20 protein-coding genes, 1 tRNA gene and 1 pseudogene are annotated in these 19,733 nt (G+C 58.0%); 14 read left to right on the top strand and 8 right to left on the bottom strand.

Annotated features, from left to right (window positions below; genetic code table 11):
• Window positions 1–149: 149 nt before the first annotated feature.
• Both lexA and R6X40_RS05805 read right to left on the bottom strand, forming a co-directional pair.
• Complete coding sequence (lexA, locus tag R6X40_RS05810) at window positions 150–860, bottom strand: transcriptional repressor LexA (RefSeq protein ID WP_318411794.1); 711 nt, start codon at window positions 858–860, stop codon at window positions 150–152.
• 240 nt (window positions 861–1,100) lie between these two features.
• Window positions 1,101–1,379 (bottom strand): hypothetical protein, encoded by a 279-nt coding sequence (locus R6X40_RS05805; protein ID WP_318411792.1) that lies wholly within the window; start codon window positions 1,377–1,379, stop codon window positions 1,101–1,103.
• Between the two features lie 219 nt (window positions 1,380–1,598).
• Here R6X40_RS05805 and R6X40_RS05800 point away from each other — a divergent pair.
• Window positions 1,599–1,673: transfer RNA gene (locus tag R6X40_RS05800), tRNA-Asn, on the top strand.
• 252 nt (window positions 1,674–1,925) lie between these two features.
• On the opposite strand, the pseudogene R6X40_RS05795 reads toward R6X40_RS05800, so the two are convergent.
• A pseudogene (locus tag R6X40_RS05795) lies at window positions 1,926–2,247 on the bottom strand (hypothetical protein); the annotation flags it as partial.
• A gap of 168 nt (window positions 2,248–2,415) precedes the next feature.
• Here R6X40_RS05795 and R6X40_RS05790 point away from each other — a divergent pair.
• From R6X40_RS05790 to R6X40_RS05760, 7 genes are all read left to right on the top strand, one after another.
• Window positions 2,416–3,204: an APH(3'') family aminoglycoside O-phosphotransferase gene (locus R6X40_RS05790; protein ID WP_318411791.1), complete on the top strand. Its 789-nt coding sequence runs from the start codon at window positions 2,416–2,418 to the stop codon at window positions 3,202–3,204.
• An 86-nt stretch (window positions 3,205–3,290) separates the two neighbouring features.
• Complete coding sequence (locus R6X40_RS05785) at window positions 3,291–3,923, top strand: LysE family translocator (RefSeq protein ID WP_318411789.1); 633 nt, start codon at window positions 3,291–3,293, stop codon at window positions 3,921–3,923.
• A 181-nt stretch (window positions 3,924–4,104) separates the two neighbouring features.
• The gene (locus R6X40_RS05780) at window positions 4,105–5,568 is read left to right on the top strand and encodes a deoxyribodipyrimidine photo-lyase (protein WP_318411788.1); all 1,464 of its coding nucleotides are present in this window, start codon (window positions 4,105–4,107) and stop codon (window positions 5,566–5,568) included.
• The gene (locus tag R6X40_RS05775; RefSeq protein WP_318411787.1) at window positions 5,565–6,908 is read left to right on the top strand and encodes an NAD(P)/FAD-dependent oxidoreductase; all 1,344 of its coding nucleotides are present in this window, start codon (window positions 5,565–5,567) and stop codon (window positions 6,906–6,908) included. Before R6X40_RS05780 ends, R6X40_RS05775 begins: the two co-directional genes overlap by 4 nt.
• Window positions 6,909–7,787, top strand: a complete 879-nt coding sequence (locus R6X40_RS05770; RefSeq protein ID WP_318411785.1) for a DUF1365 domain-containing protein — start codon at window positions 6,909–6,911, stop codon at window positions 7,785–7,787.
• Between the two features lie 43 nt (window positions 7,788–7,830).
• Window positions 7,831–9,084 carry a cyclopropane-fatty-acyl-phospholipid synthase family protein gene (locus tag R6X40_RS05765; RefSeq protein WP_318411783.1) on the top strand — a complete coding sequence of 418 codons (1,254 nt, stop codon included), beginning with the start codon at window positions 7,831–7,833 and terminating at the stop codon, window positions 9,082–9,084.
• A complete protein-coding gene (locus tag R6X40_RS05760; RefSeq protein WP_318411781.1) occupies window positions 9,081–10,421 on the top strand; it encodes an MFS transporter in 1,341 nt (446 codons plus the stop codon). Before R6X40_RS05765 ends, R6X40_RS05760 begins: the two co-directional genes overlap by 4 nt.
• 47 nt (window positions 10,422–10,468) lie before the next feature.
• Here the strand turns inward: R6X40_RS05760 and R6X40_RS05755 are convergent, their stop codons facing one another.
• Entirely contained in the window at window positions 10,469–11,311 is an 843-nt protein-coding gene (locus tag R6X40_RS05755) for an SDR family NAD(P)-dependent oxidoreductase (RefSeq protein ID WP_318411779.1), read from the bottom strand.
• A 109-nt stretch (window positions 11,312–11,420) separates the two neighbouring features.
• Window positions 11,421–12,068, bottom strand: coding sequence for a cupin domain-containing protein (locus R6X40_RS05750; RefSeq protein ID WP_318411777.1), 648 nt, complete (start codon window positions 12,066–12,068; stop codon window positions 11,421–11,423).
• 313 nt (window positions 12,069–12,381) lie between these two features.
• Between R6X40_RS05750 and R6X40_RS05745 the strand changes: the two genes are divergently transcribed.
• The 5 genes from R6X40_RS05745 (at window position 12,382) to R6X40_RS05725 (ending at window position 16,159) form a co-directional block, all read left to right on the top strand.
• Complete coding sequence (locus R6X40_RS05745) at window positions 12,382–13,422, top strand: cysteine synthase A (RefSeq protein WP_318411776.1); 1,041 nt, start codon at window positions 12,382–12,384, stop codon at window positions 13,420–13,422.
• Between the two features lie 7 nt (window positions 13,423–13,429).
• Window positions 13,430–14,176 carry an alanyl-tRNA editing protein gene (locus tag R6X40_RS05740; protein WP_318411774.1) on the top strand — a complete coding sequence of 249 codons (747 nt, stop codon included), beginning with the start codon at window positions 13,430–13,432 and terminating at the stop codon, window positions 14,174–14,176.
• A 4-nt stretch (window positions 14,177–14,180) separates the two neighbouring features.
• A complete protein-coding gene (gene sseA / locus R6X40_RS05735) occupies window positions 14,181–15,035 on the top strand; it encodes a 3-mercaptopyruvate sulfurtransferase (RefSeq protein WP_318411772.1) in 855 nt (284 codons plus the stop codon).
• Between the two features lie 5 nt (window positions 15,036–15,040).
• Window positions 15,041–15,607, top strand: coding sequence for a GNAT family N-acetyltransferase (locus R6X40_RS05730; RefSeq protein WP_318411770.1), 567 nt, complete (start codon window positions 15,041–15,043; stop codon window positions 15,605–15,607).
• Window positions 15,608–15,688: 81 nt separating this feature from the next.
• The gene (locus tag R6X40_RS05725; protein WP_318411768.1) at window positions 15,689–16,159 is read left to right on the top strand and encodes a DUF1203 domain-containing protein; all 471 of its coding nucleotides are present in this window, start codon (window positions 15,689–15,691) and stop codon (window positions 16,157–16,159) included.
• A 55-nt stretch (window positions 16,160–16,214) separates the two neighbouring features.
• On the opposite strand, the gene ald is transcribed toward R6X40_RS05725, so the two are convergent.
• Complete coding sequence (ald, locus tag R6X40_RS05720) at window positions 16,215–17,333, bottom strand: alanine dehydrogenase (RefSeq protein ID WP_318411766.1); 1,119 nt, start codon at window positions 17,331–17,333, stop codon at window positions 16,215–16,217.
• Between the two features lie 163 nt (window positions 17,334–17,496).
• On the opposite strand from ald, the gene R6X40_RS05715 reads away from it, so the two are divergent.
• Window positions 17,497–17,949 (top strand): Lrp/AsnC family transcriptional regulator, encoded by a 453-nt coding sequence (locus R6X40_RS05715; protein ID WP_412178332.1) that lies wholly within the window; start codon window positions 17,497–17,499, stop codon window positions 17,947–17,949.
• Between the two features lie 20 nt (window positions 17,950–17,969).
• Here R6X40_RS05715 and R6X40_RS05710 read toward each other — a convergent pair whose 3' ends face one another.
• Together R6X40_RS05710 and R6X40_RS05705 are read right to left on the bottom strand one after the other, a co-directional pair.
• A complete protein-coding gene (locus tag R6X40_RS05710) occupies window positions 17,970–19,214 on the bottom strand; it encodes a GGDEF domain-containing protein (RefSeq protein ID WP_318411763.1) in 1,245 nt (414 codons plus the stop codon).
• A gap of 195 nt (window positions 19,215–19,409) precedes the next feature.
• A complete protein-coding gene (locus R6X40_RS05705) occupies window positions 19,410–19,727 on the bottom strand; it encodes an HlyU family transcriptional regulator (RefSeq protein ID WP_318411762.1) in 318 nt (105 codons plus the stop codon).
• Window positions 19,728–19,733 lie beyond the last annotated feature (6 nt).

Here is a 19,733-nt window from a genome sequence, read left to right as displayed (position 1 = left end):
TCGAATTGAGAGGCGGTTTGCTTTGGATATATGAAGCGGCATGGCAACGACCGAGCTGAACGGCAACAGGACCGGCTTCATCCAGCAAAGTCCATAACCAAAAACTCATCTCCAAGCCGCAGGCAGGTCGAAGATAAAATTCGGCAAGATCAATGATAACGGCGGATCAGCCCGACGAGTTTGCCCTGTATCTTGACCCGGTCCGGCCCAAAGATCCGCGTCTCGTAGGCGGGGTTGGCGGCTTCCAGCGCAATCGAGGCGCCTTTCCGGCGGAACCGCTTCAGCGTCGCTTCCTCGTCATCAACCAGGGCGACGACGATTTCGCCGGGGCTGGCGCTGTTCGTATTGCGGATGATGACCGTGTCGCCATCCAGAATTCCTGCCTCGATCATCGAATCACCACGCACTTCCAGTGCGTAGTGCTCGCCGTTACCGACCATCTCGAGGGGGACGGAAATATCATGCGTGTTGTTCTGGATCGCCGAGATCGGCACGCCGGCGGCGATCCTGCCCATAACCGGTATCGAGACGGTGTCGCTGTGTGAGGCAGTCTTGACAGGTGCTGGGGGCACTGGTTGTACGCCGAGGCTGCCCTGAATGACGCTGGGTGAAAAGCCACGCTTGGGCTGGAGGCTCATTGAATAGGCCTCCGGCAACTTGATCACTTCCAGCGCCCTCGCCCGGTTGGGAAGGCGCCGGATGAAACCCCGCTCCTCAAGCGCGGTAATCAGCCGGTGAATGCCGGATTTCGACGCAAGATCCAGCGCATCTTTCATTTCATCGAATGATGGCGGCACACCCGATTCTTTCATTCTTTCGTGAATGAACAGAAGCAGTTCCTGTTGCTTGCGGGTCAGCATGAACGATCACTCCAGAATCGAGAAACAAATCAAGAACGAACACTATCTGTTCCATATGTGTTCCGCAAGTCCCTAAAATTCATCGAATGTTTTCAGAGATAAGTGTCGTTTCTGACGATCGGGTTGAGGTCTTGCATGTTGTTGTCTCCAGAGACTCGCATTCACTCGCTCATGGCCTTCCCCTTTTGAAGAGCCCTTGGGTGATTCCGAACGTGAGAGGATATGATGATCGGCATTGTTCTAGTTGGATGCCGGCCATTTTCGAGCCCACCAGACCGAAAATTTGCGCCGCTTACGCCGAATGAAGGCGAGATCATGCGACAGGACGAGTAGGCCCAGCGGCACCATCCAGAAGCCGAGGACAGGCAGGAAACCGAGAATGCCACCAAAAATCAAAACGCCGCCGATGGCGATACGCAGCGGACGTGATTGCGGCAGCCGCATCCGCCATGAGCCGATAACCAGCTCCTGTGTTCGGGCGTCGATGCCGAATTTTTTCGTTTTCTGCGGTTCTGCCATAAATCTCACCTATCAAACATAAAGCCTGCCCCGATACCGCTGCAATGCCGCGATGCCAAGGGTTTGGCTTGCGTGACATCGAGAATGCACCACTCCCCACAGATGGGAAGTTCTCCACAGTCTGACAAGATTGTGCATTTTTTTTGAAAAACCGCTTGGCAAATCGGAAAAGCATTTGTATTAGCAGCCTCACTTCTGCAGCACACACCGCGCAGACGTTCCCTGGTAGCTCAGCGGTAGAGCATTCGACTGTTAATCGACAGGTCGCCGGTTCGAATCCGGCCCGGGGAGCCAGTTTTCAAAGGCCTTGCTGAAAAGCAAGGCCTTTTTGGTTTCTGGTGACACCGCACCGCCTCTCGTCTGATTTCGCTGTTCTACCGATAGCCACTGGCATCCGCTATTTTCCCCGCCTCCTGCACCTCTGTCATGTCGCGCCAGCAGTCCGTCCGCGACCCGCCGAGATCGGCGAACTCTCAGATCTTTGCGAGATCCCGCTTGACGTGGATTGTACGGTAAAGCGGTTCCGCTCCGAGTCCGTTGCCTGGGCCGCAGCAATTTCAGGCCCTTTTCGAGCGAGTGTTCCCAGACCGGCTTGTCCCACTCGGTCATATGCTCGCCGCCCGAGATATCGTTGATGAGAATATCGAGTCGTGATTCTTCGCGGCGGATACGGTCAACCAAGAGACGCGACTTCCGCGTGAACAAGATGATCCACCGGCACTGCAATGCCTTTGCCGCCAGCCTCCGCGACCAGTTCGGCCGTCTCTTCGATGATGGGGATTCGAGGCGGATGGTCCGGTGGTGCCGTATGTGGAGGCGCAGATTCAGGACTTTCTCGCCGAATTTTACGGGTAATCGTATCCCTCACCGGCTTTCCTCCGTAAACGCGCCCGGTGTAAAAACCTGGAGATTTTCTGTTCCGGGCTAATGAAATCACGTTCGGCAATATCCATGTCGTGCTGGGGCGCGACATCGCCTTCGCCAGACAAGACGAGGGGAATGAAACCTGACTGATTATCAATACGGATCAACCCGGTTGACGGGCTTTTCTCTTGGAAGCCAATGGATTGCCTACCTTCATGGCGAATCGGGTGATGCGCTGTTTCGGCGCGCCGATGGCAGCGCTTACGCCAAAGTGGCTACCGGCAGCGGTGTGGCGCTGTTGGATGACGAGCGTCGGCGGACGGCATGGCTGTCTGCGTTTGAGCTCGGATCCCCTTCGGTGCTCGATTGGCAAGTGTCTGACGACGTTGCATGCCTTGTGACGAGTGCCGTGCCGGGCGTGCCGGCGGATCAGCTGGAAGTGTCCGCACTTATAAAGGCATGGCCGTCCATCGTCGCGCAGGTGCGCGATCTCCATGCCATTCCGGCCCGAGACTGCCCGTTTGATCGCGGCCTTCAAACAATGTTCGATCGGGCAGCCGATGTGGTTGCGCGCAAGAGTGTCAATCCCGACTTTCTCGATCCGGACGATCAGGACACGCCGCCCGAAACCCTGCTCGATCGATTAAAGAGCGAACTGCCCGCGCGGCTCACGCAGGAAAACACGGATCGTGTTGTTTGCCACGGCGATGCGTGCCTGCCCAATTTCATGGTCGATCCGGAAACGCTTTGCTGCACGGGAATGATCGATCTCGGGCGGCTGGGGATGGCGGACCGCTATGTCGACTTTGCGCTGCTTGTCGGCAATACCCGCGAAACATGGCGCACCACTGCGGAAGCGCGGGCTGCGCACAATCGTTTGTTCGACCTACACGCAATCGCTAATGCTGACCGGGCACGGCTCGATTTCTATCTGCGCCTCGATCCACTGACCTGGGCCTAGGCTGCGCAGAGCAGGGATGCACGACTATCTCAAAATCCTGTTGTATAGATCGGGTTTGCAACCGGAATCAGGGACAGGAATAGACAATGCCGTCGATCGAGTTGCTTATCGCCTTCATCGCTACCACGGCGGTCTTCGCCTATATTCCCGGTCCGGCAATGCTCTATGCGGCAGCCCAGACCATCGCACGCGGCCGCTGGTCGGGGCTGATGGCGGCGCTCGGCATTCATCTTGGCGGTTATGCCCATGTCATTGCCGCAGCTGCAGGACTGTCTATTCTGTTTCATGCGGTGCCGACCCTCTACCTGATCGTGAAATTTGCCGGTGCCGCCTATCTGGTCTGGCTGGGCATTTCGCTGTTTCGTGCCAAGGTCGAGGGCGATGCCGCCCAAGCAAGCATCGAGCCGAAATCCGGCCGGCGTGCCTTCTTCCAAAGCGTCACCGTCGAGGTTCTCAATCCCAAGACAGCGATTTTCTTCGTGGCTTTCCTGCCGCAATTCGTCGATGCATCCGCCGCCTTTCCGGTCTGGCTGCAGCTGGCTATTCTCGGAACCATCGTCAACCTGATGTTTTCATCCGCGGATATCGTCTGCGTGTTTCTGGCCGGTGCGGTGATGACCAAGCTGCGCCGCTCAAGCTCTGCGCAACGGCTGATGCAGCGCGCCGGTGGCACCATGCTGGTTGGTCTCGGGGCTCATCTGGCCTTTCAGAAGAGTTGAATCCCTCTGGCCTGCGCGTTCACTTCTGGCTTCAGCCGTCGCGTCCTACGGTGAAGCGGCGGTTGAAAATTTGTCGATCGTCTTGCCCCGCAAAACGATGAAATAAAAAGCTTTCTCCGCGAAACCTTTGATCCGCCATCCCCGTATCTGCGTACACGACGACGTTGGATATGCTGCGCGGATGAAAATGAAAAACGACGACCCTTCTCACGAAAAACCCATCATCGTCTGGTTTCGCAAGGACCTGCGGCTGGACGACAATCATGCGCTTCATGCTGCGGCTCAAACCGGCCGTGATGTCATTCCGGTCTATATCCGCGAACCTTCCCGGCACGGCACCGGGCCACTCGGCGCGGCGCAGGCCTGGTGGCTGCATCATTCGCTCACACGTCTGGAAATGGCACTCGGCAAGCTCGGAAGCCGGCTTATCCTGCGCAGCGGTGAGCCGGGCAGTGTTCTGGCCGGACTGATCGCTGAAACCGGTGCATCAACCGTCCATTGGAATCGCCGCTACGACCCGAACGGCATCGCCGTCGATGGGCCGCTGAAGGACAAGCTTACTTCCACTGGAGTAACCGTCAAAAGTTTTGCCGGACAGCTTCTCCACGAACCCACGCGGCTGAAGACCGGCTCAGGCACGCCCTACCGCGTCTACACGCCGTTCTGGCGCGCGCTGGAGGCATCCGGTGAGCCGGATCAACCGCTTGACCGGCCGGATGCGCTGGTGTCTCCAGCCACATGGCCTGGCAGTGAAGATCTGGCCTCCTGGGCGCTTTTGCCGGCAGCGCCGGACTGGGCGCAGACATTTTCCGAAATCTGGACCCCAGGCGAAGCTGCAGCGCTCGAAAGGCTGGAAGCATTCATCGAGGACGATCTGTCCGGCTACAAGGCCAGACGCGATCTGCCGGCAACCGACGGCACGTCGAGGCTCTCACCGCATCTGGCCATGGGGGAAATCTCCCCTGCCCGCATCTGGCACGCCACCCGCAATCTGCGGGACGTTCCGGGCGATGACCTGATCACCTTTCGCAAGGAACTGGTCTGGCGCGATTTCTCCTACCACCTGCTCTTTCACAATCCGGATTTGCCGCGGGAAAATCTCAACCGGAAATATGACGCTTTCGCCTGGAGCGGAACGGACGACGCTTTCAGGTCTTGGACGAAAGGGCAAACCGGTTATCCGATCGTCGATGCCGGCATGCGGCAATTGTGGCGGCACGGCACGATGCACAACCGTGTCCGGATGATTGCAGCATCTTTCCTGATCAAGGACCTTCTGATCGACTGGCGACGGGGCGAGGCCTGGTTTCGCGACACGCTGGTGGATGCCGACCCTGCCTCCAACGCCGCAAGCTGGCAATGGGTGGCTGGCAGCGGTGCCGATGCCTCGCCATTCTTCCGGATCTTCAATCCTATTCTGCAGGGTGAAAAATTCGATCCCGACGGCATCTACGTCAAGACCTTCGTGCCGGAACTGGAAGGCTTACCCGCAAAATTCGTTCACCGGCCGTTCCAGGCGCCTGAAAGCGTTCTTGATGCCGCCGGTCTGACGCTGGGGGATGCGTACCCGAAACCGCTCGTGGACCATGCAAAGGCGCGCGACCGCGCTCTTGCTGCCTATAACAAGATCAAGGACGCAGCATGAACGCCCCCTTCTCCCACGGCCCCCATCATCTTCCCGGCCGGCGCCTGTCGATTGCGGTTATCGGCTCCGGTGTTTCCGGCAGTTCGGCGGCATGGGCGCTTGATGCCGTCCACGATGTCACACTCTACGAGAAGGACCAGCGTCCAGGCGGCCACACGGCGACGGTTGATATTGATTATGATGGGACGCCGATTTCAGTCGATACTGGTTTCATTGTCTATAACGAAGCCAATTATCCGAACCTCACAGCGCTGTTTGCCGAGCTGGACGTGACAACACATAAGAGCGATATGAGTTTCTCGGTGTCGCTCGATCAGGGGCGGCTGGAATGGAGCGGCGACAATCTGGCCACCGTCTTTGCCCAGAAGCGCAATCTCGTCCGGCCTTCGTTCCTGATGATGCTGCGCGAAATTCTCCGCTTCAACCGCATCTGCCTGGAAGATCGCAGCGCCGGTCTGCTCAAGGCCATGTCGATCGGCGATTATCTCAACTGGCGCGGTTTTTCGCCGGGCTTCACCAACAATTACCTGGCACCGATGGCCGCGGCGATCTGGTCGTCGCCAACAGCGAAGATGCTGGAATTTCCGGCCGAGAATTTCATCCAGTTCTTCGACAATCACCGGCTGATCTATTCAAAACCGCATCCTTGGCGCACAGTGACAGGTGGAAGCCGAAACTATCTGCGCAAGCTTCTGCGGCCGCTTGGCGATCGCGTTCGTCTCGGCTGCGGGGTAACATCGATCCGCCGTGAAGACGGCAGGGTCACCATCATTGACGAGCATGGTACGACGAAAATCTTCGACAAGGTGATCATCGCCGCGCACAGCAACCAGGCGCTGGCTATGCTTTCCGACCCTACCGCCACGGAAAGCGCTTTGCTGTCGGCTGTCCCCTACCATCCCAACCGGGTGATCCTGCACCGCGACGCGGCGTTGATGCCGAAGCGCCCAAAAGTCTGGGCGTCATGGAATTACCTGCGCTCGACCAAACCTTGTGGATCGCAGGGTGTCGCCGTCAGCTACTGGATGAACCGCCTTCAGGGCATCGCGCCACAGCATCCATTGTTTGTGACGTTGAACCCCGAACGTGAGCCGGCACCGGGGACCGTTTTTGCCGAATTCTCCTATGACCATCCGCAGTTCGACGCAGGCTCCATGGCTGCTCAGCGCGCTCTGCAGGCGATCCAGGGCGACAACGACACATTCTTTGCCGGGGCCTGGACCGGATACGGATTTCACGAAGACGGCCTGGCATCAGGGCTTGCGGCTGCAGAGGTACTCGGCGGTATCATCCCCTGGCGCCAGCAAATCTCGTCTGTGTTCAAGGAGGCGGCAGAATAGATGCGTGCGTCATCCGGATCGGTCATGACGAAGAACGGCGCGCCTCCGGAGGCAGCGGCCGCGCTTTATGCCGGCCAAATCATGCACCAGCGAATGAAACCGGTCGGCCATCGTTTCAGCTATGACGTCTTTTCGCTGATGATCGATCTCGACCGGTTGGACGAGGCGGATGGAATGAGCAAGGTTTTCTCGGTCAATCGCCGCAATCTTCTGTCGTTCCACGAGAAGGACCATTCAGGCGATCGCGCGGTGCCGCTGCGCGCCTATATCGATGCGTTGCTGGCGAAGAACGGCTTAACCATGCGCCCGGCCCGCGTGCTTCTCGTCTGCTACCCGCGCATCCTCGGCCTCGTCTTCAACCCGTTGGCCGTCTACTACGCTTATGGTGACAACGGCGCGCTGAGCGCCATGATCTACGAGGTTCGCAATACCTTCGGCGAACGCCACACCTATGTCTGCCCGATTGGCCCGGACGATGTGTCCGACGCCGGTGTTCGCCAGCAATGCGACAAGCAGTTTCACGTCTCGCCGTTTATCCCCATGGCCATGCACTACCAGTTCCGCATGCTGCCACCCGGAGAGGAAATACGCTGGCGCATCTTGGAGACCGATAAGGACGGCCCGCTGCTGGCTGCAACCTTCTCCGGCGTTCGGGTTTCTTTGAAAACAGGCAAGATTTTGCGTCTTGTTGCGCGCATTCCGCATCTTACACTCAAGATCGTTGCAGGGATTCACTGGGAGGCGTTGAAGCTCTGGATCAAAGGCGTCCGCTATATCCCGCGGCCGCAAGCGCCCGAACCGACGAGTGCCTGGAGTGAGGGCCGCAAAGTGAACCACGGTTACCCACATGAATCTCAGGTTGGCGGTGCGGCGGAATGAGGTTATTTTGTGTCACGAGCAATGATTGCTGAGGATCTGTCGAATGAGCACAGCAGGCACCGGTTATTGTGATCCGAAAGACGGAGAGCGTCTTTCCACCGAAAATTTGTCGCGCATCGTCAAAGGTTTACCAGCAAAGGCGCAGATGGTTCTGCGTGGTCTTGTTCATATGCAGGTGGGGTGTCTGAAGTTGACTCTGCCCGATAGCCGTACCGTGGTCGTCAAGGGCAAGGCGCAAGGGCCGGTCGCCTCGGTGACGCTGCACAACTGGAACCTGCCGCAGAGGGCGTTGACCGGCGGCACGATCGCCGTTGCCGAAAGCTACATGGACGGTGACTGGGACAGCCCGGATGTCGGCGCTTTTCTGGAGCTTTTCCTCGTCAATACCGATGTCGGCCGCAACTTCTCCAACGGCGCGCGCGGCGTGCTGCGGCTGGTTGAAAAATTCCGCCACTGGATGAACGCCAATACGAAATCCGGTTCCAAAAAGAACATTTCCGCCCATTACGATCTCGGCAATGCCTTCTACAAGCAATGGCTTGATCCGACGATGACCTATTCTTCGGCCCTTTATTCGACGGGCGCTCATGACCTGCAATCGGCGCAGCGCGCCAAGTACAAGGCCTTGGCCGATGCAGCCGGCATCAATGCAAGCCATCACGTGCTGGAGATCGGCTGCGGCTGGGGTGGTTTTGCCGAGTATGCGGCGGGTGAAATCGGCTGCAAGGTGACAGGATTGACGATCAGCCGCGAACAGCTGGCCTTCGCCAATGAGCGGATGAAGAAGGCGGGCCTATCCGACAAGGTCGAGATCAAGTTCCAGGACTATCGCGACGAGACCGGGCGCTATGATCGAATCGTCTCAATCGAGATGTTTGAGGCCGTTGGCGAAAAATACTGGCCGGCTTATTTTTCGCAGTTGCAGCGCTGCCTGAAGCCGGGCGGCAAGGCCGGTCTGCAGATCATTACCATCAAGCCGGAGGCTTACGAGGAATATCGCGCCAATCCGGATTTCATCCAGAAATACGTCTTTCCGGGCGGCATGCTACCAACCCCGCAGCATCTCATCGATCTCGGCCGCAAGGTGGGCTTGAAGATCAGCGGCGATTTCGGTTTCGGGCTGGATTATGCCCGCACGCTTGCCGAATGGCGCGAACGTTTCTGGAGCGTCTGGGATAAGGTCGAGCCGCTGGGTTTCGATATCCGCTTCAAACGGCTCTGGGAGTTCTACCTGTTCTATTGCGAAGCCGGTTTCCGCGCCAAGAATATCGACGTCCGACAGATCGTGTATGAATGAATAAGCCCGCAGCCGGCGGCGTTGCCAAAACGCAGATCAGCCGCCGGATGCTGTTCGCCTATGCGCTGCCTGCAGCGCCGCTCGCAGCCCTTGGTCTGCCACTCTATTCGCTTGTTCCGACCTATTATACCGAAACACTCGGCCTGCCGATTGCCTCGGTGGGGTGGGCGCTATTGCTTGTGCGACTTGTTGATGCAATCACCGATCCACTGGCGGGTTATGCAGCAGACCGGATCAATCCCGGTTTTGGCCGCCGCAGAATGCTCTTCCTTCTGTCCTTGCCCGTAGCCGCTCTGTCGGCCCTGATGCTTTATTGGCCCGCAGACGGTGCCGACGTTGGGTGGCTGGCCTTCTGGGGCATGCTGACTTCGCTGGGCTTTACGCTGGCAGTCGTGCCCTACTCGGCCTGGGGCGCCGAACTGGTTTCGGACTATCATGGCCGAACGCGGCTAACCTCGGCGCGGGAAGGCCTGACGCTGGTCGGCACGCTGATTGCCGTCGTGCTTCCGTTTGCAATTGGGTTTGAACAACGGGGGTTTTCCGGCCTTGCCGTGCTCGGGATCACTGTCGCGGTGACACTGCTTGTCTTCGGCGGACTAACCGTCTGGATCGTTCCGGAACCGGCCAATCTGACACGACAATCTTTGCCGCTGAGAGCGGCCCTGTCCTGCATAGGCCGAAACAGGCCATTTCTAAGATTGGTCGCTGCCTTTTTCCTGAACGGCCTTGCCAACGGCATTCCGGCAACGTTGTTTCTTTATTTCGTTTCGGCGCGATTGCAGTTGCCGGATATGCGCGGGCCGCTGCTCTTTCTCTACTTCCTGAGTGCCGTCGCAGGCATACCGCTTGCAGCTTGGACGGCGCAAAAGCTCGGCAAACACCGGGCATGGGCATGGGCGATGCTTGCTGCCTGTGCCATATTTGCGGCGGCCCCAATGCTCTCGCCGGGCGCGCTCATACCGTTTGCGCTGATCTGTGCCTCCACCGGGATTTTGCTCGGCTTCGACCTGACGCTGCCGCCATCAATCCAGGCCGATGTCATCGATGCCGACACCGCAGCCTCCGGTGATCAGCGCAGCGGCTTCTACTTCGCAGCCTGGGGTCTTGCGACCAAGCTTTCCCTGGCAGCCGGCGTCGGCATCGTCTTTCCGCTGCTCGGTTTTTTCGGCTTTGATCCGGCAGCGGTTGTGCAAGATCACGAGACTGCGCTGTTCGCTTTGGCCGTGATCTATGCCTGGGTTCCGGTCGTGCTGAAGCTTGCCGCGATCGCGCTGATGTGGAATTTCCCACTGGATGAGACAGAACTGAAAAAACTTCAGTCGCGTATTCGCCCATAAGTTCGATCCGGAATGAAGGCACTTTCGGGGTGCGTTGCCCGCAGTTGCTACACCGCCTGAGGATTTCGCTCAAGCACATCGACGGTGTGACCCTCGGTAACCAGAGGCCGCGTTTTCCATCCCGTAGCCCTGTTGACCAGCCAGAAATAGAGACTGTAGGGCAAGAGGTTGAGCAGCTTCATCGTATAGGTGAAGCGTTTTGGAAACGTGATCTCGAAGCCGCTGGATTTCAAACCATCGGCAATGCGATCAGCCGCCACCTCAGCGCTGACGAGGGCCGGCATCGGAAAAGCGTTCTTTGCCGTTGCTGCCGTTTCGACGAAGCCGGGATTGATGATCTGCAGGCGTACACCCACTTTGTCGAGATCAAACTTCAGGCTTTCCGCCATGTTGATCAGTGCCGCCTTGGTTGCTCCATAGGCCGCACTTGTCGGCAGGCCACCATAGCCCGTGACGGACGAGACGATAGCAATCTGACCATGCCCCCTCGCCTTCATATGGCGGACCGCCGGCAGCAGACAATTGACCGTGCCATGCAGGTTGACCGCAAAAGTCTTCTCGAAATCCTCGCGATGCAGGTCCTCACCGTGAACGGCAACATAAACGCCGGCATTGAGAACCGCGAGCACCATTGCACCGTGCTCATACTCGATCGCAGCCAGTATCCGCTCCATGTCACGCGGGTCAGTGACGTCGCCATCCAGCACGATCATCTTACCCGGTCCGGGCGATTCGTGCTGCAACTGGACCAGCTTTTCGTGATCACGGGCGGTGACGACGACGTTGAAACCGTCCTTAACCAGCCGCAACGAGAGGGCTCGGCCGATACCGGAGCTTGCTCCCGTGACCCAGGCCAGACCCATCTCGGGGTGTGCGACAAAATCGGTCATGGGGTTTCCTTTCGATGCTCCACCGCAGACCCCGGAAACCGGGATCACCAAACAATACGCATTGAAATCTAGTTTGTTCCCGCATTCGGGCCATTGTTCGGCAGAATGATCAGCCGATCATGTCACCGAGCAATTGTCTCCATGAGCCGGTCAGTTTGACCGGGGCCTGGGAGACGGCAAAGCCGATGCACGGGCACTCCGCCTCCGCCACCGGGCGGTGATCAATGCTTTCGTCCGCCACCGATATGTCGCCTTTGGCAAAGCGCCCGCGCGTGTCGTTGAAGGCGCCATCGAGAACAAGAGAAAGCTCGTATCCTTCATGCGTATGGGCCGGGATCACACGTCCCGGCTTCAGCCAGAAGAAGCTGACATCGCAACCATCGATCTTTCCGAGGCTGTATTCCTTGAAGCCCGGCAACTTTCGTTTCCATGGAATGTCGGCAGCATCGTGCCCGGCAAAATCGAGAATTGCTTTTGGGAAAAGTCTGTTTGCAGGCTGCACTGATGGTGCATCGGCGATGGCAAGGGGAGCTGCCATGAAAATAGCTCTCAACGCCGCATCTCTGGACGTGAGAGAAACCGGTTCCATGTTTTCCAGGATATCGCCGACGACCGTTTCGTACTCGGCGACCTTGGGCCTGTTGGCGGATTGCATCTGGAGATGCGCTTCGACAAGCACGCGCGCCGGCTCGGGCAAAATGCCCGCAGCATATCTCGCCATCAAGGCATCGATTGTATCCAGCTGAATATCAGCCATTCATTTTCAAACCTGTCTTGCCGCAGCGCGCAGCGGAAACTATCGCCTCACTACGCCAAGGGTCAAGAAATGGATCACCCCGGTTGCGAAACGCCATCTACCACTTTTGGGTCAATTTTTGTTCACGACAGCGCCGGGGTGAAACGCTATTTCTTGCTTCAGCAGAAGCTTAGGCCGAAAAGACGCCAGGATTTCGGCATGTTGAAAGGCAGGGCATTTTTACGGCTCATGCCGTTTCCTCATGTCCTGATCACATCGTCATCAGCTTCAGGCGCCTGCCTGACGCAATTATCCGCAGCCAAGAGGTTCGCTCATGTCCGTTCTGCCTTCCGTTCTCGATGCCATCGGTAATACGCCGCTGATCCGCCTCAAGGGTGCTTCAGAAGCGACCGGATGCACCATTCTCGGCAAGGCGGAGTTTCTCAATCCGGGTCAGTCGGTCAAGGATCGCGCCGCGCTGTCGATCATCCGTCATGCCGAAAAATCCGGACAGCTGAAGCCGGGCGGCGTCATCGTTGAGGGCACGGCCGGCAACACCGGGATCGGTCTTGCCTTGGTAGCCCAGGCGCTCGGATATCGCACGGTTATTGTCATCCCCGAGACACAAAGCGAGGAAAAGAAGGATGCGCTGCGGCTTCTCGGCGCCGAACTCGTCGAGGTTCCGGCTGTTCCCTACAAGAACCCCAACAATTATGTGAAACTGTCTGGCCGCCTCGCTGCTGACCTCGCAAAGACCGAGCCAAATGGGGCGATCTGGGCCAATCAGTTCGACAATATCGCCAACCGTGACGCCCATGTGGAAACGACCGCGCCGGAAATCTGGCGGGATACGGACGGCAAGGTCGATGGCTTCATCTGCGCGGTCGGTTCCGGCGGCACGCTGGCTGGCGTCGCCCTTGGTCTGAAAGCGAAGAACCCGGACGTCAAAATTGGTATTGCCGATCCGGAGGGCGCCGCACTCTACAATTTTTATGCCCATGGCGAGCTGAAATCATCCGGTGGATCGATCACCGAGGGCATCGGACAGGGGCGCATCACCGCAAACCTCGAAGGCTTCACGCCGGATTTCGCCTATCAGATACCGGATGCCGAAGCTGTTCAGCTGGTGTTCGATCTTGTTGAAAACGAAGGCATCTGCGTTGGCGGTTCCTCCGGCATCAACATTGCCGGCGCCATTCGCCTGGCAAAAGATCTGGGACCGGGACATACTATCGTGACGATCCTCTGCGACTATGGTAACCGCTATCAGTCGAAACTGTTCAACCCGGCATTTCTGAAGTCCAAGGGCCTTCCTGTTCCGGCCTGGCTGACGCGGAATTCCGGAATAACGGTCCCATACGAACCCGCCGGATAAGCATCTCATGACAACGACTGCCCTTTTTCGCGACGATTTCTACCTTTCAACCACGGAGGCGATCGTCACGGGAATACGGGAAGACGGTGGCATTGAACTGGATCAGACCTGCTTTTATGCGACGTCGGGCGGACAGCCCGGTGATACCGGTTTTTTCGAGCGCGCTGACGGTAGCCGTATCGAGATTACGTCCACCCGCCACGGCGATACCAAGGACATCATCATCCATGTACCGGCGGTGGATCAGCCCGCTGTGGTGGTCGGTGAAAAGCTGGTTTTGCATATCGACTGGGCGCGCCGCTACAAGCTGATGCGCATGCACACCGCCTGCCACCTGCTCTCCGTTGTCTGCCAATATCCAATCACAGGTGCCGCTGTCGGCGAAGATGAGAGCCGCGTCGATTTCGACATGAGCGAAACCATCGACAAGGACGCCGTCACCGCAGCGATGATGGCGCTGGTCGAGGGCAATCACCCGATCTACCTGCAATGGATCACCGACGCCGAACTGGCTGCCAATCCCGACATCGTCAAATCGAAGAATGTCCGCCCGCCCATCGGGCTTGGCCGCGTCAGCCTTGTCTGCATCGGCGAGAACGCGTCGATCGATAGCCAGCCCTGTGGCGGCACGCATGTGTCGGAAACCCAGGAAGTCGGGCCTATCTACATCGCCAAGATCGAAAAGAAGGGCAAGGAAAACCGGCGTTTCCGCATTCGTTTCGGCACGCCAGATGCCATGTCCACCGGAGAATAGATCGATGACCGAACAGAAAAGCGCTTTCGTCGTTTCCGCCGATTGGCTCGGGCAGCGGCTCGCAGATCCCTCGGTCAAGATCCTCGATGCGGCCTGGTATCTGCCGGCGCAGAAACGGGATCCAAAGGCCGAATACGTGGCAGGACATATTCCCGGCGCCGTCTTCTACGATCAGGACGCCATCGCCGATCTGACCAGCGGCTTGCCGCACACCATACCGTCGCCCGAATCTTTTGCCGAATCGGTTGGCAAGCTCGGGATCAGCGAGACCGATACCATCGTTGTCTATGACGGTCCCGGCATCTTCACGGCGCCGCGGGTTTGGTGGCTGCTGCGTACCATGGGTGCACAATCGGTTTTCGTGTTGGATGGTGGCATCGACAGCTGGAAGGCGGAAGGCCGCCCGGTCACCACCGATATCCCGCAGCCCGTACCCGCAAAATTCCAACCACAGTTCAATGCTGAAGCCGTGACCTCGTTTGCGCAAATGCGCGACATTGTAGCGGCTGGTTCTCGCCAGATTGCCGATGCGCGCGGTTTTGCACGCTTTACCGGCGAGGAAGCAGAACCGAGAGCCGGTATGCGATCCGGCCATATGCCCGGTGCCAAGAGCCTGCCTTCCGGTGTTTTCTCGACCGGTGGCAAGCTCAAGTCGCTCGACGCCCTGCGCGAAACGATCGAGGCTGCTGGTATCGATCTCGACAAGCCGGTCGTCACCTCCTGCGGTTCCGGCGTCACCGCTGCGATCATCATGCTGGCGTTGCAATCGCTGGGCCACACCGAAAATACGCTCTATGATGGCTCCTGGTCGGAATGGGGCAGCCGGGAAGACACACCCGTCGTAACCGGGAGAGAGTGATCACTATGGCCGACGGCAAAGCAATCGAAGCGCTCGACGTCCGCGTCACCGAACTGGAAATGACCACGCCGCCCAAGCAGAGCCTGCCGGTGCCGGTCAATATCCAGACCGCGATCATGCGCGTTCCTGAAATTCCGCTGTCCTTCTATCGCTTCCTTTATTTGCAGGTCGGCAAACGCTGGAATTGGGCCGATCGGCTGCGGATGAGTGATACCGAGTTGACCTCGGTCCTTCATGACAAGCGTAATGCCGTCACCGTGCTTTACGTTAACGGTGCTCCGGCTGGGTTTTTCGAACTGCTGCAGGTGGATGAGGACACTGTCGAGCTCTCACATTTCGGCATGTTCGAACACGCACTCGGTCTCGGTCTCGGCAAATGGTTTCTGCTGCAGACATTGTATGCCGCCTGGAACACGAATCCCAAAACGGTGCGTGTCTCAACCAACACGCTCGACCATCCCCGCGCTCTGCAACTCTACCAGCGCTTCGGATTCTCCCCGGTGTCCACACATGACGCGTCCGTCCTCCCTCTGAGCAATGACGAACTGTTGGCATTCGCCCTCAGTCTCTGACGTTCGGGACGGCAAGAATCGGGTGTTGCCCGCTTTGAGCGAATGTTAGTTCCTCCGCTGTTGAACAAGGAGGAACCGATAATGAACCTGCGATACAAACCGATGCCAAGCGATCTTGCCGCACGCTACCGGCGCCGCGAGCCCGATGCCTATGGCCTGATACCGGAAGTGAATGTGTCAGATGGCCAGGGAATGCCCTGCCGCCATTGCCTCGCCAACATCGCCCACGGTGATCGCTATCTGATCCTTGCCTATCGACCCTTCCCGGAACTTCAGCCCTATGCGGAAACCGGGCCTATTTTTCTACATGCGGAAGAGTGCGAGGCATATACGGGGGGCGAAGCTGTTCCGCCGATCCTGTCGACCAGCAAGGACTACCTTTTGCGTGGCTACAATGCCGACGACCGGATCGTCTACGGCACCGGCGCAATAACGCCAGTTGATAGTATCGATGCCCGGGCAGCCGAGCTGCTGGAGAGGCCCGAGGTGGCCTATGTTCATGTGCGTTCGGCCCGCAACAATTGTTATCAATGCCGCATCGAGCGCGCATGAAAAACGGGGCCGGAAGATACCGGCCCCGCCTACAGCCATGTTACCGGCGATGGGATCAGGCGATCATCAGCACGGCTTCCGGGGCAAAGCTCTCGTAACCAAGCGCTTCGGCGACCGCCTTGTTGGTAACGCGGCCCTTATGGACATTGAGGCCGGCACGCAGATGCCGGTCCTCGGCAATCGCCTTCAGGCCACGGTCAGCAAGCTGCAGACCGTAGAACAGCGTCGCATTGTTGAGCGCATGTGCCGAAGTCACCGGAACGGCACCGGGCATGTTGGCAACGCAATAGTGCACAACACCATCGACTTCATAGGTCGGATCTGAATGTGTCGTCGCATGCGAGGTCTCGAAGCACCCCCCCTGGTCGATGGCGACATCGACGATGACTGCCCCCTTCTTCATGCCGGAGAGCATTTCGCGTGTAACCAGTTTCGGAGCGGCGGCTCCCGGGATCAACACGGCGCCAATCACCAGGTCGGCGGAGAAGACTTCTTCTTCCAACGCATCGATGGTGGAGAACCGGGTATGGACACGACCGGCAAACAGATCGTCGAGTTGCCGGAGGCGTGGAAGAGAGCGATCGAGGATGCTGACATCGGCACCAAGACCGGCGGCCATGCGTGCGGCATGCAATCCGACGACGCCGCCGCCAATCACGGACACTTTGGCAGGCAGAACGCCTGGCACGCCGCCGAGCAGGATACCGCGGCCGCCGTTGGCCTTCTGCAGCGATGTGGCCCCAGCCTGGATGGCCAAGCGGCCGGCGACTTCCGACATTGGCGCGAGCAGTGGAAGACCGCCGCGATCATCGGTGACCGTCTCGTAGGCAATCGCCGTCACGCCGGAGCCAAGCAGCCCCTTGGTCTGTTCCGGATCGGGAGCAAGATGCAAATAGGTGTAGAGGATCTGACCGTCGCGAAGCTGCGCCCATTCTGCGGGCTGCGGCTCCTTGACCTTGACGATCATGTCGGATTTTTCAAAGACGTCCTTGGCCGTAGCGACGATTTTTGCGCCGGCCGCCCGGTAGCTGTCGTCTTCCGCGCCTATGCCTGCGCCGGCCTTTGTTTCGATGATCACTTCGTGACCATGGGCCACATATTCCCTTACCGATCCCGGTGTTAAACCGACACGATATTCATGGTTTTTGATTTCCTTCGGGCAACCGACACGCATCTTCGCGTTCCTCTCCTGTGCAGCTTTCGCCGTCGTTGTTTTACCCGCGTAGCGAAACAGAAAGATCGCCGCATGTCCTTGCGAAATGATGGGTTAATATCGTAATATTTCGCAGATTATTGCGTATATGGCAGAAAATTCGAAGGATATTCGGTTGGCGGCGATGGATACAATTGATGCTGCAATCTTGAGGATTCTGCAGCAGAACGGCCGGATCGCCAATGCTGAGCTGGCCGAAAGGGTTGGGCTATCCGCGTCCGCCTGCTCACGCAGGGTCGATATCCTCGAAAAGTCCGGAGTAATCAGCGGCTATCATGCGCGCCTGTCCCATAAGGCTCTCGACTACCGCATCATGGTTATCGTCCATATCTCGCTATCAGGCCAGTTTGCCAAGACCTTGACGGAGTTTGAGGCGGCGGTGAAACTCTGTCCGAATGTGCTGGTCTGTTATCTGATGTCGGGAGAATACGATTATATTCTACGGGTCGCCGCCAAGGACCTCGAAGACTATGAGCGCATTCACCGGGATTGGCTCTCGGCCCTTCCCCATGTGGTCAAGATCAACTCCAGTTTCTCGCTGCGGGAGATCATCGACCGGCCGAATGTCGGTGTTTGAAAACCACCGGTAGAAGGGTCTCAAGCGTTTCCGACCACGCAATTGCGTCCTCTGCGCTTGGCTTCATACAGCCGTACATCGGCCTTCGATAGCAGATCGCGCGTCGTCGTTCCGTCGACAGGCGTCGAGGCAATTCCTATGCTGACAGTGACCGCCGACCTGTCGGGAGTCATCACGTCCATCAAAACACGTTGCCGCAACTGTTCGGCCCGGGACAATGCACTCGTGTGGTCAAGCCCATCACACAGGACAACGAATTCCTCTCCGCCATAGCGGAAAAGATGATCACCCGGGCGCAGGCCTGCTTGGATAGCGTCGGTAATCGATTTCAGCACCCGATCGCCTTCGAGATGGCCAAAGCGGTCGTTGATGCTCTTGAAGTGATCTGCATCGATCATGATCAGGCTGATGACCCCGCCCGAGGACGCTGCGTTGCGGATCAACCGCGGTGCTTCGAATTCGAAACGGCTACGATCAAGCGTGCCGGTCAGCATGTCACGTCCCGATTTCGACAAAAGATCTTCGTAGCGCTCCCGGAATGTCAGCGTGTTGAAGATGTCGCCGATTGGCCGCCGCACCACGGACAGCACCGAATGGCTGGAAAAATGCAGATAGGCACCGAGAATCAGGGAATAGAAGACTGCCGCCCCCATCTTGGCAATCCAGCCGCCCCAGAACACTTCGGCCGGTGCATTGTTCAGCGCGTGCAGCGCGATATAGAAACCCGCCTGATCGAAGGTCAGCACCACGACGCCGCAGATGAGGAACCGCAAGGTGAGAAAACCGCGCGTCCAGCGGCCAATCCGCTCGTAAAGCAGGATGATCAGCAGCGAATCCAGATAGAGCAGCAGTGTTCCCCACAGCATCAGCCATCCCATCTCGTCGATGAAGGCGAGGTCGGCGCTCCGGTTCGGGACAGCAGAGACGGTTTGTTGCATCTGCAACAGCAGACTGAGCGCGACAGTGATAAAGTTCCCAGCCAGAAGGCCGTAGATTGGCTGGCGGACCGTTGCCGCATCCTCTTTCACGTAGAGAAGAAGGATCATCATCAGCTTGCCGGAAAACAACACGGCGGAGCCCGGTGAAATCACGCCGAACGGCAACTGCACGTAAAAAACCGCAGCAAGATATGTCTCGATAAAATGCAGGACGCCGAGTGCTGCGATGAAGACGCCAAGCCCCAAACGATGGCGCAGGTGTAGCAGCGTGACCATGACTGCGACGTAGACAAGGCCTTCGCAGAAAAACAGGACTACATTGGTCATGCCAGACGTTCACTCGGATTTTCACTATGCGAATCTATAAGCCGCAAATTTAAAGAAACGTTTAGAGGCGCCGTCGATTGTGAAAGGCAAACCGTTCGGCATGGGAAAAGCCGTTAGCGCAAGGTCTTTCAACCTTTCGCAGCAAGCACTTCTGCCGACGGCAGTTCGAAAATCGGAGTTTTTAACTATCCGGCGTTATACCTGCCGCGAGGCGACATCGTCGGAAAACAGCGACGGGCCGTGCTGGTCGATAATCTGATGCGCCTTGCGCAATGTCGCGTCGATCACGTCCTGTTCCGAACTGAAAACGTCGGCGCGGATGAATGTACGAACACGGACAGCCCCGTCGACATCCTTTTCAACCGAACCGGCCAGCCGGAATTGGGAACCTTCGCGCATCGGCGTGGCGCGAATCAGGCAGTCGCCATAGCTCTCCGTCTTGCCGGAAGGCGCAGCCGTCTCGGTACCGGAGCCACTGGAAAAGCCGAACAATTTTGACAGAAAAGAAGCCATGCGAAA

Origin of the sequence: Rhizobium sp. PL01 (genome assembly GCF_033447125.1) — a bacterium.
Classification (GTDB): Bacteria; Pseudomonadota; Alphaproteobacteria; order Rhizobiales; family Rhizobiaceae; genus Pararhizobium.
Note: the sequence above shows the minus strand (reverse complement) of the source record. Positions and strands in the feature narration are given on the sequence as shown.

Excerpts from the sequence above, each read along its gene's own strand:
- lexA (WP_318411794.1), bottom strand. The coding sequence starts at position 860 with ATGCTGACCCGCAAGCAACAGGAACTGCTTCTGTTCATTCACGAAAGA.
- R6X40_RS05805 (WP_318411792.1), bottom strand. The coding sequence starts at position 1,379 with ATGGCAGAACCGCAGAAAACGAAAAAATTCGGCATCGACGCCCGAACA.
- R6X40_RS05785 (WP_318411789.1), top strand. The coding sequence starts at position 3,291 with ATGCCGTCGATCGAGTTGCTTATCGCCTTCATCGCTACCACGGCGGTC.
- R6X40_RS05780 (WP_318411788.1), top strand. The coding sequence starts at position 4,105 with ATGAAAATGAAAAACGACGACCCTTCTCACGAAAAACCCATCATCGTC.
- R6X40_RS05775 (WP_318411787.1), top strand. The coding sequence starts at position 5,565 with ATGAACGCCCCCTTCTCCCACGGCCCCCATCATCTTCCCGGCCGGCGC.
- R6X40_RS05770 (WP_318411785.1), top strand. The coding sequence starts at position 6,909 with ATGCGTGCGTCATCCGGATCGGTCATGACGAAGAACGGCGCGCCTCCG.
- R6X40_RS05765 (WP_318411783.1), top strand. The coding sequence starts at position 7,831 with ATGAGCACAGCAGGCACCGGTTATTGTGATCCGAAAGACGGAGAGCGT.
- R6X40_RS05760 (WP_318411781.1), top strand. The coding sequence starts at position 9,081 with ATGAATAAGCCCGCAGCCGGCGGCGTTGCCAAAACGCAGATCAGCCGC.
- R6X40_RS05755 (WP_318411779.1), bottom strand. The coding sequence starts at position 11,311 with ATGACCGATTTTGTCGCACACCCCGAGATGGGTCTGGCCTGGGTCACG.
- R6X40_RS05750 (WP_318411777.1), bottom strand. The coding sequence starts at position 12,068 with ATGGCTGATATTCAGCTGGATACAATCGATGCCTTGATGGCGAGATAT.
- R6X40_RS05745 (WP_318411776.1), top strand. The coding sequence starts at position 12,382 with ATGTCCGTTCTGCCTTCCGTTCTCGATGCCATCGGTAATACGCCGCTG.
- R6X40_RS05740 (WP_318411774.1), top strand. The coding sequence starts at position 13,430 with ATGACAACGACTGCCCTTTTTCGCGACGATTTCTACCTTTCAACCACG.
- sseA (WP_318411772.1), top strand. The coding sequence starts at position 14,181 with ATGACCGAACAGAAAAGCGCTTTCGTCGTTTCCGCCGATTGGCTCGGG.
- R6X40_RS05730 (WP_318411770.1), top strand. The coding sequence starts at position 15,041 with ATGGCCGACGGCAAAGCAATCGAAGCGCTCGACGTCCGCGTCACCGAA.
- R6X40_RS05725 (WP_318411768.1), top strand. The coding sequence starts at position 15,689 with ATGAACCTGCGATACAAACCGATGCCAAGCGATCTTGCCGCACGCTAC.
- ald (WP_318411766.1), bottom strand. The coding sequence starts at position 17,333 with ATGCGTGTCGGTTGCCCGAAGGAAATCAAAAACCATGAATATCGTGTC.
- R6X40_RS05715 (WP_412178332.1), top strand. The coding sequence starts at position 17,497 with ATGGATACAATTGATGCTGCAATCTTGAGGATTCTGCAGCAGAACGGC.
- R6X40_RS05710 (WP_318411763.1), bottom strand. The coding sequence starts at position 19,214 with ATGACCAATGTAGTCCTGTTTTTCTGCGAAGGCCTTGTCTACGTCGCA.
- R6X40_RS05705 (WP_318411762.1), bottom strand. The coding sequence starts at position 19,727 with ATGGCTTCTTTTCTGTCAAAATTGTTCGGCTTTTCCAGTGGCTCCGGT.